10 protein-coding genes are annotated in these 16,832 nt (G+C 71.4%); 4 read left to right on the top strand and 6 right to left on the bottom strand.

Going from position 1 to position 16,832, the window contains the following annotated elements; genetic code table 11:
* Positions 1-66: 66 nt before the first annotated feature.
* A complete protein-coding gene (locus tag IP92_RS24095; protein ID WP_145880056.1) occupies positions 67-3,027 on the top strand; it encodes a glycoside hydrolase family 2 protein in 2,961 nt (986 codons plus the stop codon).
* On the opposite strand, the gene IP92_RS24090 is transcribed toward IP92_RS24095, so the two are convergent.
* Positions 3,012-6,059 (bottom strand): sensor histidine kinase, encoded by a 3,048-nt coding sequence (locus IP92_RS24090; protein WP_145880054.1) that lies wholly within the window; start codon positions 6,057-6,059, stop codon positions 3,012-3,014. The genes IP92_RS24095 and IP92_RS24090 overlap by 16 nt on opposite strands.
* 157 nt (positions 6,060-6,216) lie before the next feature.
* On the opposite strand from IP92_RS24090, the gene IP92_RS24085 reads away from it, so the two are divergent.
* Positions 6,217-7,431 carry a YbfB/YjiJ family MFS transporter gene (locus IP92_RS24085; RefSeq protein WP_145880052.1) on the top strand — a complete coding sequence of 405 codons (1,215 nt, stop codon included), beginning with the start codon at positions 6,217-6,219 and terminating at the stop codon, positions 7,429-7,431.
* Here the strand turns inward: IP92_RS24085 and IP92_RS24080 are convergent.
* On the bottom strand, positions 7,428-8,366 hold the full coding sequence (locus tag IP92_RS24080) for a LysR family transcriptional regulator (RefSeq protein ID WP_145880050.1): 939 nt from the start codon (positions 8,364-8,366) through the stop codon (positions 7,428-7,430). The genes IP92_RS24085 and IP92_RS24080 overlap by 4 nt on opposite strands.
* Before the next feature lie 204 nt (positions 8,367-8,570).
* Entirely contained in the window at positions 8,571-8,909 is a 339-nt protein-coding gene (locus IP92_RS24075; protein ID WP_145880048.1) for a hypothetical protein, read from the bottom strand.
* Positions 8,910-9,145: 236 nt separating this feature from the next.
* Here IP92_RS24075 and IP92_RS24070 point away from each other — a divergent pair, with 236 nt between their 5' ends.
* Positions 9,146-10,438, top strand: coding sequence for a glycosyltransferase (locus tag IP92_RS24070; protein ID WP_145880046.1), 1,293 nt, complete (start codon positions 9,146-9,148; stop codon positions 10,436-10,438).
* Here IP92_RS24070 and IP92_RS24065 read toward each other — a convergent pair.
* Both IP92_RS24065 and IP92_RS24060 read right to left on the bottom strand, forming a co-directional pair.
* Positions 10,333-11,412 carry an acyltransferase family protein gene (locus tag IP92_RS24065; protein WP_145880044.1) on the bottom strand — a complete coding sequence of 360 codons (1,080 nt, stop codon included), beginning with the start codon at positions 11,410-11,412 and terminating at the stop codon, positions 10,333-10,335. The two genes, IP92_RS24070 and IP92_RS24065, sit on opposite strands and share 106 nt — an antisense overlap.
* Positions 11,413-11,532: 120 nt before the next feature.
* Positions 11,533-12,198 carry an SOS response-associated peptidase gene (locus IP92_RS24060; RefSeq protein ID WP_145880042.1) on the bottom strand — a complete coding sequence of 222 codons (666 nt, stop codon included), beginning with the start codon at positions 12,196-12,198 and terminating at the stop codon, positions 11,533-11,535.
* A 105-nt stretch (positions 12,199-12,303) separates the two neighbouring features.
* On the opposite strand from IP92_RS24060, the gene IP92_RS24055 reads away from it, so the two are divergent.
* On the top strand, positions 12,304-14,313 hold the full coding sequence (locus IP92_RS24055; protein WP_145880040.1) for an MHYT domain-containing protein: 2,010 nt from the start codon (positions 12,304-12,306) through the stop codon (positions 14,311-14,313).
* Here the strand turns inward: IP92_RS24055 and IP92_RS24050 are convergent.
* Complete coding sequence (locus IP92_RS24050) at positions 14,310-16,748, bottom strand: ABC transporter permease (RefSeq protein ID WP_145880038.1); 2,439 nt, start codon at positions 16,746-16,748, stop codon at positions 14,310-14,312. The genes IP92_RS24055 and IP92_RS24050 overlap by 4 nt on opposite strands.
* Between the last annotated feature and the right edge of the window lie 84 nt (positions 16,749-16,832).

Below are 16,832 nucleotides of genomic sequence, written 5' to 3'. Positions count from 1 at the left end.
TCCCCATCCACCCTCGTCCGCGCTGATATATTAGTATTCGAGCGCGGCGCTCCAGCCAGGAAGACCATGACGCCCTCCCCCTCGCGCCTCCTCGCGTGCGCCGTACTGCTGGCGGCATGCGGCACCTTGCCGGCCCAGGCCGCACGCACCGTCTACAACTTCAACCCCGGCTGGCGCCTGGCCGTTGCCGACCCGCCCGATGCGATGCGCCCCGGCTTCGACGACGCAAGCTGGCAAGCCGTGACCTTGCCGCGCGCATGGAACGAGGACGATGCATTCGGCAGGGACATCGTCGACCACCGCACCGGCATCGCCTGGTACCGCAAGCGGTTTACGCTGCCGGCCGGTGCTGCGCGCGGCAAAGTGTTCCTGGAGTTCGAGGGCGCGCGCCAGGCCGCCGAGGTGTACGTGAACGGCAAGCGCCTGGGGCTGCACGAAAACGGCGTCACGGCGTTCGGCTTCGACATCACGGCGGCCCTCGCGCCCGGCGAGAACGTGGTGGCCGTGCGCACCGACAACCGCTGGGATTACCGCGAAGCCGCCACCGGCCAGCGCTACCAATGGGCCGACCGCAACTTCAACGCGAACTACGGCGGCCTGCCGAAGAACGTGCGGCTGCACGTGACGGACCGCCTGTACCAGACCTTGCCGCTGTACTCAACGCTGGGCACGACAGGCGTCTACGTGTACGCGCGCGAATTCGACATCGCGGCCGGCCGCGCGACGATCCACGCGGAGTCCGAGGTGCGCAACGAATCCGGCAAGGCACGCACGGTCACGTACGAGGTGCGGCTGCGCGACCGCGACGGCAAGGAAGTGGCGCGCTTCGCCGCCCCGCCGCGCACGATCGCGGCCGGTGCCACTACCACCTTGCACGCCGCCGCGCCGGTGCGCGGCCTGCACTTCTGGAGCTGGGGCTACGGCTACCTGTACGACGTGGCGACGACGTTGAAGGTGGATGGCAAGGCGGTCGACACGGTGGTCACGCGCACGGGCTTCCGGCAGACGGAGTTCAATAACGGCATCGTCAAGCTGAACGGCCGCGCGCTGCAGCTGAAGGGCTATGCGCAGCGCACATCGAACGAATGGCCGGCCGTCGGCATGTCCGTGCCGGCCTGGCTCAGCGACTACAGCAACGGCCTCGCGGTGGCGAGCAACGCGAACCTGATCCGCTGGATGCACATCGCGCCGTGGCGGCAGGATGTGGAATCGCTGGACCGCGTCGGCATGCTACAGGCGATGCCGGCCGGCGATTCGGAGGCGGACGTGACGGGCCGCCGCTGGGAACAGCGCATTGCCGTGATGACGGATGCGATGGTCTACTACCGCAACAACCCCAGCATCGTGTTCTTCGAGGCCGGCAACCGCGGCGTCAGCGCGGAGCACATGCGCGAGATGAAGGCGCTGCGCGACCGCTACGATCCGCATGGCGGCCGCGCCGCCGGCAGCCGCGAGATGCTGGCGGCGGAGTTGCAGCGGATCGCCGAGTATGGCGGCGAAATGTTATACATCAATAAGAGCGCGCGCATGCCGATGTGGGCGATGGAGTACTCGCGCGACGAGGCGGCCCGCAAATTCTGGGACGACTGGACGCCGCCATTCCACAAGGACGGCGACGGCCCGCCGCACAAGGGCCAGAGCGCGGCCGCCTACAACCGCAACATGGACAGCCACGCGATCGAGAACGTGAAGCGCTGGTACGACTATTGGCGCGAGCGCCCGGGCACCGGCACGCGGGTGTCGTCCGGTGGCGTCAACATCGTTTTCTCGGACAGTAATACGCACCACCGCGGCGCCGAGAACTACCGCCGCAGCGGCGAGGTCGATGCGATGCGCATCCCGAAGGACGGCTACTACGCGCACCAGGTGATGTGGGACGGCTGGGTCGACGTGGAACGGCCCCGTGCCCACATCGTCGGCCACTGGAACTATGCGCCCGGCACCGTGAAACCGGTGACGGTGATCTCCAGCGCCGAGCGGGTCGATCTCTACCTCAATGGCGTCAAGCTCGGCGCCGGCCGGCAGAGCGAACGCTTCCTGTTCACGTTCGACGACGTGGCGTGGCAGCCTGGCGAGCTGCGGGCGGTGGGCTACGATGCCGGCGGCCGCCAGGTGTGCGAGGCCAGGCTGGCGACGGCAGGCGCGCCCGCGGCGTTGAAGCTGACGGCATTGACGGGCCCGCGCGGCCTGCGCGCCGACGGCGCCGACCTCGCGCTCGTGCAGGTCGAGGTGGTGGACGCCCAGGGGCGGCGCAACCCCGTCGCGCTGGACACGGTGCGCTTCGACCTGCACGGGCCGGCCGAATGGCGCGGCGGTATCGCGCAGGGGCCGGGCAATCACGTGCTGGCGCGCGCGCTGCCCGTCGAGGGTGGCGTCAACCGCGTGCTGGTGCGCAGCACCACCGAGGCCGGCCGCGTCGTGCTGCGCGCCACGGCCGACGGCCTGGCGCCGGCCGTGGTGACGCTCGATACGCTGGCCGTGAAGGTGACGGGCGGCCTGGCGCGCGAGTTCCCGGCGGACGGCCTGCCATCGAACCTGGAACGCGGCCCGACCCCGGCGACGCCGTCGTACCGCGTCAGCCGCGTGTCAGTGCCTATCGCGGCGGCCGAGGCATCCGGCGGCGGCGATGCGGGCGCCACGTTCGACGACGACGAGACGACGAAATGGTCGAGCAATCCGGGCGAGCGCAATCCCGCGGTGACCTACCGGCTGACGGAACCGGCCACGTTGACCGAAATGACGCTGAAGCTGGCCGGCTGGCGCGAACGCAGCTATCCGCTGCGCGTATTCGTCGACGGCGAACAGGTCTGGAGCGGCAGCACGCCGAAGAGCCTCGGCTACGTGACGTTGCCGCTGGCGCCGCGCCGCGGCAGCACCGTGCGCGTCGAACTCAATGGCGAGGCTGACGAGGCAAATGCGATCCGGCTGACCGAGGTGGCCAACCAGGCGATCGCCGACACGGGCGCGAACCAGACGCCGAAAGGCGTGCTGTCGATCGTCGAGATCGAGTTCTACCGGGCGCCCTGAGCGGCAGGCCACAGCCGCGGCAGGCGCCAGCCGGCGTCCTCGTACGCGGCGGTGCGCGGCACCGTCAGTTCGACCACCGTGCCGCCGCCGTCGCCCCCGTACAGCCGCAGCGTGCCGCCGGCGCGCTCGGCCCGTTCATGCATGCCGGGGATGCCCCAGTGGCCGCTGCGCCGGCCGGACAGCGCCACTTCGGGCGGCAGCCCGCGGCCGTCGTCGGCGATGCGCAGCACGAATGCGTCGGCGCCGTAATCGAGCGTGGCGACGACGTGGCGCGCGCCGGCGTGGCGGAACGCGTTGATCAGCGCTTCGCGGCCGATGTGATAGACCTCGCAGTTCAGCGGCCCGCGCAGCGCCGTGCGCTCGCCTTCGACGTGCAGGGCAAAGCGCGCGTCGTGCCCTTCCTGCAGCACCGCACCCACCTGCGCCAGCGCCGCGCCCACGTCGCCTTCCGGCCCGTCCGGCGAGCGCAGGCGCTGTACCTCGTCGCGGCCCTCCTCGATCACGCGTTCTGCCAGCAGCATCGCCCGTTCCAGCTTGGCACGGCTGGGCGAGCCGGCCGGCAGCTCCGACAGCGCCGCGTGGAACGTCAGCACGAGACCTTGCACGCTTTGCAGGAAGCTGTCGTGCAGCGCCCGCGCGATGCGCTCGCGTTCGGCTAGCCGCTCGGCGATGCGCTGCGTGGCCTGGCGCAGCCGCAGGCGGTACAGCAGGTAGACGGCCCCGCCGGCCAGCAAGGCGCCCAGTACCGCGAACCAGCGGCTCTGCGTGAATGTAGGCGGGATATCCACCGTCAGCGCCGCGGGCGCCGTATCGCGCTGGCCCAGCTCGTCCTCGGCTTCGACCTCGAAGCGGTAGGTGCCGGGCCCCACGTTGGTGTACGACACGGCGCGGCGCGTGCCCGCTTCCTGCCAGTCCGCGTCCACGCCTTGCAGGCGATAGCGGAAGCGCACCGTCTCCGGCGTGCGGTAGCTCAGCGCCGTGTACTCGATGCGGAACGAGCTGGTGCCGGCCGGCAGCGCCAGGTGCTCCGGCAGGTCGACATGCCGTTCGCGCCGCGCCACCAGCGTTTCGATGCGCACGCGCGGCGGTGCCGGCCGGGGTTCGGGACGCGTCAGGTCGACCCGCGCCAGTCCCGTGGATGCGGCGAACCACAGCTGGCCGTCCGGGCCGGCGACGGCGGTCGGCTGCCGGCCGATGGTGGCCGCCGCGCCGGGATAACCGTCCAGCGCGCCCAGCAGCGTGTAGCGCAGCGGCACTTCCGGCTGCGCCACGCTGGCGCGCCAATCGGCCGCCGTCACGTGCACGATGCCGCGCTTGCCGTTGAAATAGCGGTCGCCATTCGGGACGACCACCATGCCGGAGACGTTCGCCAGCACGTCCGGGTCGGCGGCGCTCAGGTAGCGGAACCGGCCGCCGGACAGGATCGCCATGCCGCTGTCGCCCGCCGCAATGACATGCTCTCCCACATGGAGGTAGGTGATGGCGCCCAGGCCCGTGCCGGTGGCCAGTGCATAGCGCGTCACGCGGCCCGCCGCGTAATGGACGATCACGCCGCCGTCATAGCCGAACCACATCTCGCCGGGCTTGCCCCGCTCGGACACCGTGGCGGCGGGCGGCAGGCCCAGTTCGGCCTCGCCACGCCAGCCGGCGGCATCGCGCCGGAACAGGCCCACCCTGCCGACGCGTATCCACAGCGCCGTGCCGTCGTCGACGATGCGCTGCGTCCACGGCCGCGCGCCGTCCGGCATCGCCGGGTAAGCGATCCGCTCCACGCCGGCCGCGGTGCGCCGCTCGATCGCATCGGGCAGCGCGACCAGCAGCGCGCCGTCGGTGGCGTTGGCCAGCGCGCCCATCGGTCCGGGCGGCAGGCGCTCCGGCAGCGCCTGCGCGCCCTGCGCGGTCAGCTTCCACATCGTCCCCGTCGGGGTCGCCAGCGCGAGCAGGCTGCCGTCCGGCGCGTTGGCGAAGCTGAACACCCGCTCGCCGCCTTGCAGCGCGACGGCTTGGACGCGATTGTGCCGGAAGCGCTCCAGCCCCGCCTGGCTGCCGACCCACAGGTTGCCGTCGCGGTCTTCGAACAGCACGTTGGTCGTCGTGCTGTTCAGTTGCCACGGCTGGTCGAGCCGTTCGCGCGGACCGGCGTTCGGCCGCAGCTCCCGCGCCGGGCCGGCGCCGACACCGGCCACGCGGCAGATGCCCACCGGGCAGCCCAGCGACCAGTAATTGCCGTCGCGGTCGAACAGACCGTTTTCCTGGCCGTTCGCCCGGGCCAGCCAGTCGGGCACCGGCCGCACGGGGCCTTCGTGCTGGGGCGGCACCGGCACCAGGCGCTCGTGCGTGTCGGCCCACAGCCGGCCATCCGGCGACGCGATCAGGTTGACGGCATCGACGCCGTCCAGCACGGGTACGAAACGCACCGCGCCCCGCTTCTTCACGTACAGCTTGCGGCCTTCCGCCACCCACAGCTGGCCGTACTGGTCCAGCATGAGATTGCTCGTCGCGCCGGCACCGAGCCCCAGCGCGGCACCGGCATTGGTCCAGCGCGCGCCGTCGAGCCGCAGCAGGCCGCGCGTCGTCGCCATCCACAGCGCGCCGTCGGTGTCGATGACGGTGCTGAACACGGGGCCCAGCGGTTTGCCGTCCGGGCCCATCGTCGGAAAGCCGCGCAGCCGGCCATCCTTGAGCAGCGCGACGCCGCCGCGCAGGTAGCCGATCAACAGGCCGCCATCCTGCAGCGCCGTCAGCGCCGTGACGAGGGGGCGCGGTGCGGCGTCGCCTGGTTGCGGCTCGAAGCGGCGAAAGCGGATGCCGTCGAAGCGGAACAGGCCTTCGGCGGTGCCGACCCACAGCCAGCCGTCGCGCGTCTGCGCCAGCGCGGACACCTCGCCCGGCGCGCCGTTCTTCGCCGTCCAACTGTCGTGGTGCAGCGCGGCCAGCGGCACGCTCGGGTCGAGCGCGCGCGCGGCCGGGGCGGCCCACATCGAGACAAGGCTGAAGGCGATGGCGGAAAGTCGCCTGGATGGGAGGGACATGCGTGGTGCGAAGTGGAGGTGACAACCCGGCAATTGTAACGTCCAGGACAGGATCCTGCTCATCGTCGATAAGCCGCAGCTTATCGATCACCCCGCCATTTCCAATTGGTCGCCGGCCGCCGGCGCCCCTACCATGGGGCAAAGAAAGGAGTTCGCCATGCCCCCATCCCACGAAGGCACCCTGCCGCGGCACACCGGGCAGCCCGCCACGCCCTGGTTCGAGATCTGCGCCGGCCTGTCGGCCAGCCTCGTCGCGATCGGCCTCTCGCGCTTTGCCTACACCCCGCTGATTCCGGCATTGATCGGGGCGCACTGGTTCGCGGCCAGCGACGTCGTCTACCTCGGCGCCGCCAATTTCGCCGGCTACTTCGCAGGCGCGCTGTCGGCCCGCCGTCTCGGCGCACGCTGGTCGAACCGCACGATGCTGCGACTGATGATGGCGCTGGCCACCGCGTCGTTCGCCGCCTGCGCGGTACCCGTTTCGCTGCTGTGGTATTTCGCCTGGCGCCTCGTGTCGGGCTTTGCCGGCGCCGTCGTGATGGTGCTGGTGGCGCAGACGGTCCTGCCGGCGGTGCCGCCGGCGCGCCGCGGCCTGGCCAGTGGCGCCATCTTCATGGGCATCGGCGCCGGCATCGTGGCATCGGCCACGCTGGTGCCGCTGCTGCTGGCCGCGGGGCTGGCGGCCACCTGGCTGGGCCTCGCCGCGCTGGCCGCGCTGCTGACGGCGCTGACGTGGCGCGCCTGGCCGGCATACACGCATGTCGCGCCACCGCAAGCGGGCGGACAACCGATGCCGCCTGCCGTGCGGCTGCTGTACGGCGCATATGCGCTGGTTGCGGTCGGCCTGCTGGGCGCCGCAGTGTTCCTCGTCGATTACGTCGCGCGCGGCCTGGGCCAGGGCAGCGGCACCGGTGCCGTGTACTGGCTGTTGTATGGCGCCGGCGCGCTGGGCGGGCCGATGCTGTACGGCCTGGCTGCCGACCGCATCGGCGCCGGCCGCGCGCTGCGCCTGGGCCTCGTGCTGTCCGGCGCCGCCGCGCTGCTGCTGGCGTGGCGGCCCGCAGCGCCGGCACTGGCCGCAGCCAGCGTGCTGCTGGGCGCGTTCACGCCGGGCGTCGTCACGTTGATGATCGGCCGGCTGCATGAACTGCTGCCCGGCGACGCCCATGCGCAGCACGCGGCCTGGGGCCATGCGACGACCGTGTTCGCGCTGTTCCAGGCGCTGGCCGGCTATGCATTCTCGTACTTGTTCGCATACAGCGGCGGGCGGCACCACGTCATTTTCCTGGCCTGCGCGGGGGCGTTCGGCATCGCGCTGCTGCTGGAGGCCTGCAGCGCCACGCTGCGCCGCCGCGGGCCCCAGGGAAGCTAACGCTGGAAGCGCGTCACTTCGACCCGGCGCGCTTCCTCCGCGGTGATGGCGAGGAAATCGAGCACCGGCGGCTGCGGCTCGCGCGAACGCCAGAATGCATGCATCGCCAGCGGCGCCAGCGCCGGCACCGGCAGTGCGCGCATGCCGGGCAGCGCATCGGCCACCGCGAACGCGGTACACAGCATGCAGCCCAGGCCTTCGCGCGCCAGTTGCACGCCGGTCTGCACCTGGCTCGTCTCGTAGACGATGTCCAATGCCGCGCCGGCGTCGCGGCAGGCGGCCAGCACGCGGTCGTAGACGGATGGGTTGACGTCGCGCGCGAACATCACGATGCGCTCCTGCGCCAGCCGTGGCAGCGCCACCTCGGTGGCCTGGGCCAGCGGATGGTCGTCGCGCACCAGCAGTTGCCAGCCCGCCGCCAGCAGGCGCTGGGCGCGGATCGTGCCGTCATGCGGCAGCAGCGTGGCCGGGTCGTCGACGATGACGGCGATGCCGGCGTCGATCCGGCCCCGCAGCAGCGCGTCGACCTGGGTGGCCGCATCCATCTCGTGGCGCGCCACCTTCACGTCCGGGTACAGAGCGCGCAGGCGTTTCAATGCGGCCGGCAGCATCGGCACGTGGGCATATTCGACGAGGCCGATCGACAGCTTCATTTCCGGCAGGCCGCCGGCGGCGCGGGTGCGCCGGGTCGTGTCCTCGATCAGCCGGAACAACTGCTGCACGCCGTCGCGAAACACCTCGCCCGCCGGCGTCAGCGCGACCTGGCGCTGCTCGCGCACGAACAGCCGCACGCCCACCGAGTCCTCGAGCCGGGCGATCTGCTGGCTCAGGGCCGGCTGCGTGATGAAGCACAGCGCCGCGGCACGGCCGAAGTGCAGCTCCTGCGCCAGGGTCAGGAAGTAATGGTATTGCCGCAGCTCGCCCGTTCTCGTCATCACACGATTGTAGAGGCGAAGCCGGCGGTGCGGCAATGACGCTGCCGCTCTCCCATTCGGGGGGCGCAATGCTGAGCTACGGCGATGGCGCAGCAGGTCTCCGCGGTCACCGACACGCTGTACGCGGCCACGGGCGTGCGCATGCACGACGGACGCGCCGATCCGCACCTGCTGGCTGAAACGGGGCCGGCAATGCCCGGCAGTTCAGCGGGCAGGCTGTTGTTCGTCGCCCTGCGTCCCCGTTTTCGGGCGGAATTCTTGCGGACTCATGCGCATGCGTGCACGGCGATCGCCCATCAGGTCGCGCAGTTCACGGATGCCGATACCGCTGGCCTCGTGCATGCGCAGCAGGATCGTTGCACCGACGGGCAGGCGGCCGTGACGGATCTTGCTCAGCACCGGCGGCGCCACTTCGAGTGCCCGCGACAGTGCCGCATCGTTCTTCGCTCCCAGCCGTTCGGCAAGCGCATCGAGCAGGCGGCCGGGGTTGTATACGCCGACGTCCTGATCCTGCGCACCACTGTTATGTAGAGGTTCCATCATATTCTCCTTGTTGATCGCTACCCGCCAGATATGCAGGCGGAGCATGGACAAATCAACAGGCACATGACGATTTATCAGCGGTTCAGAAGAAACGATATAAAAGGTTTACAGTTAAATTTCCGTTAAAAATTTCATCTTGATATTGTTGCAGCGACCTCACCGTTGTTTATTTTCTAATTTGCGGTGTTAAAATTGCTGCAATTCATTCATGGTCGTCCGTCAACGCGGATCGCGAAATGCCTGCCGTCATCCAGATTCATCCTTATGACCCGACGATACCGAATGCCGGCGGCATCGGTTCGATTATCCGCAGCCTCATCAGGTTCGCGCCGCCCGACTTCCGCATCAGCCTCGTCGGCATCACGCACGACCGCCACCAGCATCCGCTCGGCCGCTGGTCGCAGGTCGAGGTCGACGGCACGGCGCTGCGTTTCATGCCGGTGCTGGAAGCGGATCGCCGCGTGCCAAGCCGCATTCCGCTGACGCTGCGTTTCGCGCTCGGCTTGTGGCGCCACCGGCACATGATCGAGACGGACGGATCGATTCTCGAGTTCCACCGGATCGAACCCAGCCTCGTGTTCCTGCGGCGCCCCGCCACCCGCACGCTGTTCCTGCACTGCGACCCGGCCGGCGATCTGCTGGGGCGCCGCTGGGAAGCGAAATGGCGTCACCTGCCGGCCACGTACGGCTGGCTGGAAGACCAGCTGATCCGGCCGATGCGGCAAGTATGGATGGTGCGCGAGGATGCGGCGACCCGCTACCGGGGCCGCTTCGCGCCCCATGGGGTAGCGGTCGACTTCCTGCCGACCTGGGTCGACAGCAATCTGTTCGCGCCCGCCCCCGCGGGCGCCAGCGCGGCGCTGCGGACGGCCCTGGCACGCGAGCACGGCTTCGATGCGGCCCAGCCGCTGATCCTGTTCGTCGGCCGCTTCGCCGCCGTCAAGGACCCGCTGCTGCTGCTGCAAGCCTTCGTGGCGCTGCGCCAGCAGCATCCGAACGCGGTGCTCGTGATGATCGGCACCGGCGACCTGTTGCCGCCGATCGAGGCATTCGTGCGCAGCCACGGCCTGAGCGACGCCGTCCGGCTGCCCGGCACGCTGGGCCATTGCGACGTGGCGCGCTGGATGAACGTGGCGGACTGCCTGTGCCTGTCGTCGATCACGGAAGGGATGCCGGTGACGTTGCTGGAGGCGCTCAGCTGCGGCCTGCCGATCGTCAGCACGGATGTCGGGGAAGCGGCGCGGCTCGTGCCCGGGCCGGCGGCGGGCCGGCTGGTGGCCGAGCGCACGCCGGCAGCGCTGGCCGCGGCGATCGCCGAAACGCTGGCGCAGGCGCGCGACCGCGCCGCCTGCGTGCAATTCGCGTCACCCTATACGGCGCCCGCCGTGCTGCGCAAGCTGCACGAGCGCTATCGCGAGCTGTACTACAGCGCGCTGCCGCCCGCCGCCGCCGGCGCGGCAACCACCGGGACCGGCTTGCGCTCGGTCCGGCGCAGCAAGGACAGCAAGGGCCGCTCGATCAGCCGGTAGGCGGTAATGCCGCCGAGCGTCGTGCCGGCGACGACGACCAGGTAGGTGGCATGCGGCCCGGCGTACTGGTACAGGCCGGAGCGCATCGCCACCTTCAGCAGCACGCCGGCCACGTGTTCGTGGATCAGGTACAGCGAATACGATGCATTGCCGATCGCCACGAGCCAGCGCGGCACGCGCACCCGGCCGGCCCGCTCGCGCTTCGCGGCACCGGCCAGCAGCAGTGCGAAGCCGCCCATCATCAGCAGGTAGCCCGGCTGATGCATCCGCACCAGCACGGCGGCAACCGCCACGACACCCGCGCCGGCCAGCAGTTCCACCGTGCCAGTACCGCCGCGGCGCCACAGCCACCATGCCCCCATGCCGAGCACGAAGTACAGGTTGTAGGCTCCCGTGTAGACGGCCCACGCGGTGCGCCCTTCCACCGGCGCATACCCATAGAACGCCAGGCAGATCACGCTCCACACGGCAAAGCACGCGATGCCGGCGCGGCGGTTCAGCACCAGTACGGAGAACACGACATAGAACGCCATCTCGTGAAACAGGCTCCACGCCACCGGGAACGGCGGCTGCGCCGGCGTGAAGCGGATCAAGGTCAGCGACGTGACCCAGTCGGCCAGGTTGTCCGGAATGCGCGCCTCGGTGCCGGTGCCCAGCAATACCAGGCCGGTGAACACCAGCGTGTACAGCCAGTACAGCGGATAGATGCGGATGCAGCGGCGCCACAGGTAGTGCCGCCATGCGGCCAGGCGCGTGCGCAGCGGCGCGGCCACCGGCGCGATGTCGCGCGCGTGCGCGATCAGCAGGATGAAGCCGGACAGCACGAAGAAGAAGCGCACGCCGCCCAGCGAGGCGGTCACGTCGCTGAACGCGGCCACGCCGCCATAGCGCGCCACGCCCATCATGATCGAGAGATGAAACAGCAGTACGCACAGCGAGGCCAGCGCACGTGCGGCCTGGAGGGTATCTAGCATGGCAAGAATGAAGTAAGTGGCTGGCGCGGCGCGCCCGGCGGCGCGGTATCGCGTCGCATTGCCATAATACTAAGTTCTCACGGCGCCAGCAAGGCGCAGTCCGCCTTCAGCTGGCGGGCGTCAGAACAGCGCCACCTGCCGCTCGCCGATGCCGTCCTGCGGTGCCGGCTCGGCCGTCAGCACGGCGGCATCCGGCAGCACGAGCATCGCGCGCGCCTGCGCCGTGTCGCGGCAGCGCAGCCATGCGTCCCAGCGCTCGGGCGGCAGCGGCACCAGCGCGCGCTTCTCGTCGCCGGGCTTGTGGAAGCGCGCCAGCAGCGGGTGCGCATCGGCGTTGACCGTCAGCTGCGTGAACGAGCAGACGCGCCGGCCATCCGGCTCTTCCCATGCGCGCCACAGGCCGGCCACGGCCAGCGGCAGGCCATCGGCACGGCCGATCGCCCAGCGCTGGTGCCGGCCGCTTTCATAATTCGGCTCGAACCAGCGTTCCATCGGCACCAGGCAAAAGCGCGAGCGCGTCCACGCATCGCGGTAGCTGGGCAGCGTATCGGCCGTTTCGCTGCGCGCATTCATCGTCGAGTAGGCGCGGCTGCCGGGCGGCAGGCGGTGCTGCGGCAGCATGCCGTACGTGGCGACGAGGCAGCGCCGGCCGCCATCGGGCGCCGCCACGACGATCGGCGCTGCATAGTCCTGCCACACCTCGTGTTCCCACTGCCCGGCCGGCGGCACGGGTACGGCGAAGGTGGCCAGGCTGTCGCGCCTGACCGTCACGTAATTCACGCACATCGGGTTCTCCTTCCGGGGCGCCATGGTAGCAGGCGCACGCCACGCGCGCTTCACCGCCCGGCGGACTCCGGTATAGTGAGCACAGCCCAACGGCACGATCGAATCATGCAGAGCGGAGACCTCAGCACCTATCTTGGCCCGTACGTCGGCCCATCCGCCGGCGTCTATCTCGGCGGCCATTACCATCCGGGACTCGTCCTCGTGTCGATCCTGGTCGCGGTGTTCGCGTCCTACACGGGGCTCAGCCTGGCCGACCGGGTGCGCAGCGCGCGCGGCACGGCGGCGGCGATGTGGACGGCCGGCGGCGCGCTGGCGCTCGGCATCGGCATCTGGGCCATGCATTTCATCGGCATGCTGGCGTTCCAGCTGCCGATCCCGGTCGGCTACGACCTGGGCATCACGGCGCTGTCGCTGCTGCTTCCGGTCGCCGTCACGGGGCTCGCGCTGTGGCAGCTGCGCCACCGCGTGGTGCCCACGCGCCGCCTCGTGCTGGCCGCGCTGCTGATGGGCCTGGGCATCAACGGCATGCACTACACGGGCATGGCGGCGATGCGGATGCGGCCGGGCATCGTCTACGACCCCGTCGTCTTTGCCGTCTCGCTGCTGCTGGCGATCGGCGCCTCCGCCGGCGCGCTGTGGATCGCCTACCGGCTGCGCCAGCGCACGCCGCGCGCCACGCTGATCCAGGGCGCGGCCGCCGTCGTGATGGGCCTGGCGATCGCCGGCATGCACTACACGGGCATGGCGGCGGCCGCCTTCCCGGCGGGCAGCGTGTGCCTCGCCGCCGAGCGCGGCATGGACCAGGTCAACCTCGCCGTGCTTGTGATGCTGGCCACGGCGGCCGTGCTGACGATCGCGCTGATCGTCTCCGTCTACGATGCCCGCCTGGAGGCCCGCACCCACGTGCTGGCCGCGTCGCTCGCGACGGCCGAGGAACGCCGCGCCCAGTTCATCCGCGAGCACGAGGCCCGCGTGCAACTGGAACGGGTGGCCGTGCTGAAGGACGAATTCCTGGCCACGCTGTCGCACGAGCTGCGCACGCCGCTGAACGCCGTGCTGGGCTGGGCCCAGCTGCTGCAACAGCAGGGTGCCCGCGACGATGCCACGTTGCGGCGCGGCCTGGCGGCGATCGAGCGCAATGCGCGCGCGCAGGCACAGATGATCGACGACCTGCTCGACATGAGCGGCATCGTCTCGGGCAAGGTGCAGGTGGACCCGGCGCCGGCCTGGCCGGCCGACTTCGTGACGGCGGCGGTGGAAGCGATCCGCCCCGCCGCGCTGGCCCGCCGCATCGTGCTGGGTGCCGACATCGACCGCGGCGCCGGGCCGGTGCTGGCCGATGCCGCGCGCATGCAGCAGGTGATGGGCAATCTGCTGTCGAACGCCGTCAAGTTCACCGAGCCGGGCGGGCGCGTCGGCGTCACGCTGGCGGGCCACGGTGACCACGTGACGATCCGCGTCACGGACACGGGCATCGGCATCGAGCCCGGCTTCCTGCCGCACGTGTTCGACCGTTTCCGCCAGGCCGACTCGTCGACGACGCGGCGGCACGGCGGCCTCGGTCTCGGCCTGTCGATCGCCCGCCAGCTGGTGGAACTGCAAGGCGGCACGATCCGCGCGGACAGCGCCGGCACGGGCCACGGCGCCACGTTCACGATCTGCCTGCCGGTGGCGGCGCATGCCCGGCCGCCCATACCGCGTGAGCGCGAGCGCAGCGGCGCGATGCCCGACCTGGGCGGCGCCGTGATCGTCGCGGCGGACGACCAGCCCGATTCGCTGGACGTGCTGCGCCGCGCCCTCGTCGGTGCCCACGCGCGCGTGCACACGGCCGGCAGCGGCGCCGCCGCGCTGGAGCTGGTCGCGCGGGTGCGCCCCGCCCTCCTGATCAGCGACATCAGCATGCCCGGCATGGACGGCTTCGAACTGCTGCGCAAGGTGCGCGCGCTGCCCGGCTGCGAACACCTGCCGGCGCTCGCGCTGACGGCGTTTGCCGGCGCCCGCGAGCGCCAGCGGGCCCTCGATGCCGGCTACACGGACCACCTGCCGAAGCCGGTGGGCCCGGCGGCGCTGGTGCGGGCCGCCGCGGCGGCACTGGCGCAGCGCGCCCCGGTTTAGCTCCGCAGCGCCTGCGCCGGCGTGACCCCCATCGCCAGCCACGCCTGCCGCGCCGCGGCAGCCAGGGCGACGGCCACCGTGGCCGCCAGCGCGCACGGCAATGCCCACTGCTGCAGCGGCGCGCGTTCCACGTAGCCGGCCAGGTAGCGCTCGATTACCACCGCCGCCAGCGGCAGCCCGGCTGCGGCGCCCAGCAACGCCAGGGTGCCCGTCTCGCGCAGCACCAGCAAGCCGATCGCCCCGGCGCGCGCGCCGTGCAGCTTGCGCAGCACGATCTCGGCGGCACGCCGCTGCACCGTGTGGGCGGACAGGCTGTAGCAGCCGGCCGCCGCCAGCGCCAGCGCGACGCCGGTGGCCAGCGCCAGCAGCCGGGCCAGCCGCGCATCGTCCGCGTAATTGCGCGCCAGGACGGCACCGGCGCGGTGGATGCGCGGCAGCGCGTCCGGGAACCAGCGCGGCCACAACTGGCGCAGCAGCGCGTCGACCCGTTCCAGCGGCAGCTGCGAGCGCACCGTCAACGTCGCACCCGCGGTGGACAGCTCGAACGCGACCGGGTGCGGCTGCTCGCGCAACGACTGGAACCGCAGCGGCGGCGCGATGCCGACGATGCGGCGCGGCGCCACCTTGCCGTCCCAGTCGTGGAACAGCACCGTCTGGCCCAGCGCCTGCGCCATATCGGCAAAGCCGAGGGCGCGCGCCGCCTCGGCATTGAGGACCAGCGGCGTGCCATCGTCGTCGCGGTCGGTGCGCGGGTCGAACAGCCGGCCCGCACGCGCGCGGATGCCGTACAGCGTGAAGTAGTTGGCGCCGACCCATTTCGCGTCCAGCGCCACGCCCTGCCCGCCCGGGCGCTGGTACTGCCGGTGCATCGGATCGTCGCTGCGCCCGACGGCATCGAGCGACACGGTGACGCCTTCGATGCCCGGCTGCGCCGCCAGCGCCGCCATGTAGCCGCGCGCCCGCGCATCGGCGCGCACCTGGCCGGGCAGGTCCACCAGCGTCAACGGGTCCGGGTCGAAGCCCGGTGCCGCCTGCGCCGCGAAACGCGCCTGCCAGGCGATCGCCAGCGCGACGCTCGCCACGCCCATCGCGGCCGCCAGTTGCAGCACGGTGAGCGCGCGCCGCATCCGTGCCGCCCCCTGCCCTTCGGTACCGGGCTTGCCGGCCAGCGCCCGTTCCGGGCGTACGCGTGCCGCCAGCCAGGCCGGGTAGACGGCCGCCACGGCGCCCAGCAGCAGGCCGGTGGCCACTAGGCCGGCGACGTGGCCGGCATCGAACGCGGCATCGAGCTGGCGGCCGGCCAGCGCGGCGAACGCGGGCAGCGCCAGCCACGCCAGGAGCAACCCGAGCGCGCTGGCCAGCGCCGCCATGCCCACCGCCTCGGCGGCGCAGTGCAGCGCCACGTCGCGGGCGCGGGCCCCCAGCACCTTGCGCACGGCGATCTCGCGCTGGCGCCGCAGCACGCGCACCGCGGCCAGGTTGACGTAATTGCTGGCCGCAAGCGCCAGGATCAGCAGCGCCACCGCGGCCAGGCCACCGACCAGGACCGGGTTGGCGCGCTCGCCGGCGCTCCACAGGAAATTGCTGCCGATGTCGTCATCGAAGTAGGCATGGCGCAGCGGCGCCAGTTCCAGCGCCAAAGGCGGGCGTCCGCCCAGCCGCGCCAGCGTCGCCGCATCGTGCGGCTGCAGGCCGGGGATGCGGCCGACGGCTTGCTGCAGCGCCGCCTGGACCGCCTGCGGTGCCGTGCCTGGCGCGAGGCGCAGCAGCACCTTGCCGGGCCAGCCCTGGCGGGCCGTCAGCAATTCCTCGCGGATTGCCGCTTCGACGATGGCGCACTGCACGCCGACCAGCGCATCGAACGCGATCGTCGAGCCGTGCCGGCGCGGCGGCAGCACGGCCGCCACCTTCAGCACCTGGCCTTCGGCGCGTAACGTACGGCCCAGCGCGTGCTCGGTACCGAACAGGCGGCGCGCCGCTTCGGCCGTCAGCACGATGCCGTCCGGCCGTGCCAGCGCCGTCTCCAGGTCGCCCTGCCCCGCCGCCAGCCCCAGCATCGCGCCGAAGCCCGGCAGCACGGTCAGGCCGGTCAGCGGTGCCAGCCTGCCGCCGGCGCGCACGACGAGCCCTTGCAGTTCCGGCCGCAGCGGCACGAACGCCGTCGCGGCGGTCACACCGGGCACGGCCGCGGCGCTGCGCGCCAGCGCCATCGGCGCCTGGTCGTACCACGGGCTTTGCGGCGCCGTGTTGTCGCGCTGCTTCAGGATGTACACGTGCTCCGGCACTTCGGCATCGACGTTCCACGCGTGCCGCACGAATGCCGTCAGCAGCGCGAACGCGGCCAGGCCCAGCGCCAGTGTCGCCAGCGCGGCCAGCGCGTGCCACGGGTCGGCCGCCAGGCTGCGCCATACGTGGCGCGGCAGGCGCGCGGTCATTGCGTGATCCTTGTCGTCATCGTCTCCATCCCTTCACTGTAGCAAATGAAAGGATGAAAACGTTGCAATGAGCATGCCAGGCCG

It is taken from the genome of Pseudoduganella flava, from assembly GCF_007830495.1.
In the GTDB taxonomy this organism is placed as follows: domain Bacteria; phylum Pseudomonadota; class Gammaproteobacteria; order Burkholderiales; family Burkholderiaceae_D; genus Rugamonas; species Rugamonas flava.
The sequence above is the reverse complement of the archived record's forward strand: the minus strand, read 5'-3'. Positions and strand labels throughout refer to the sequence as shown.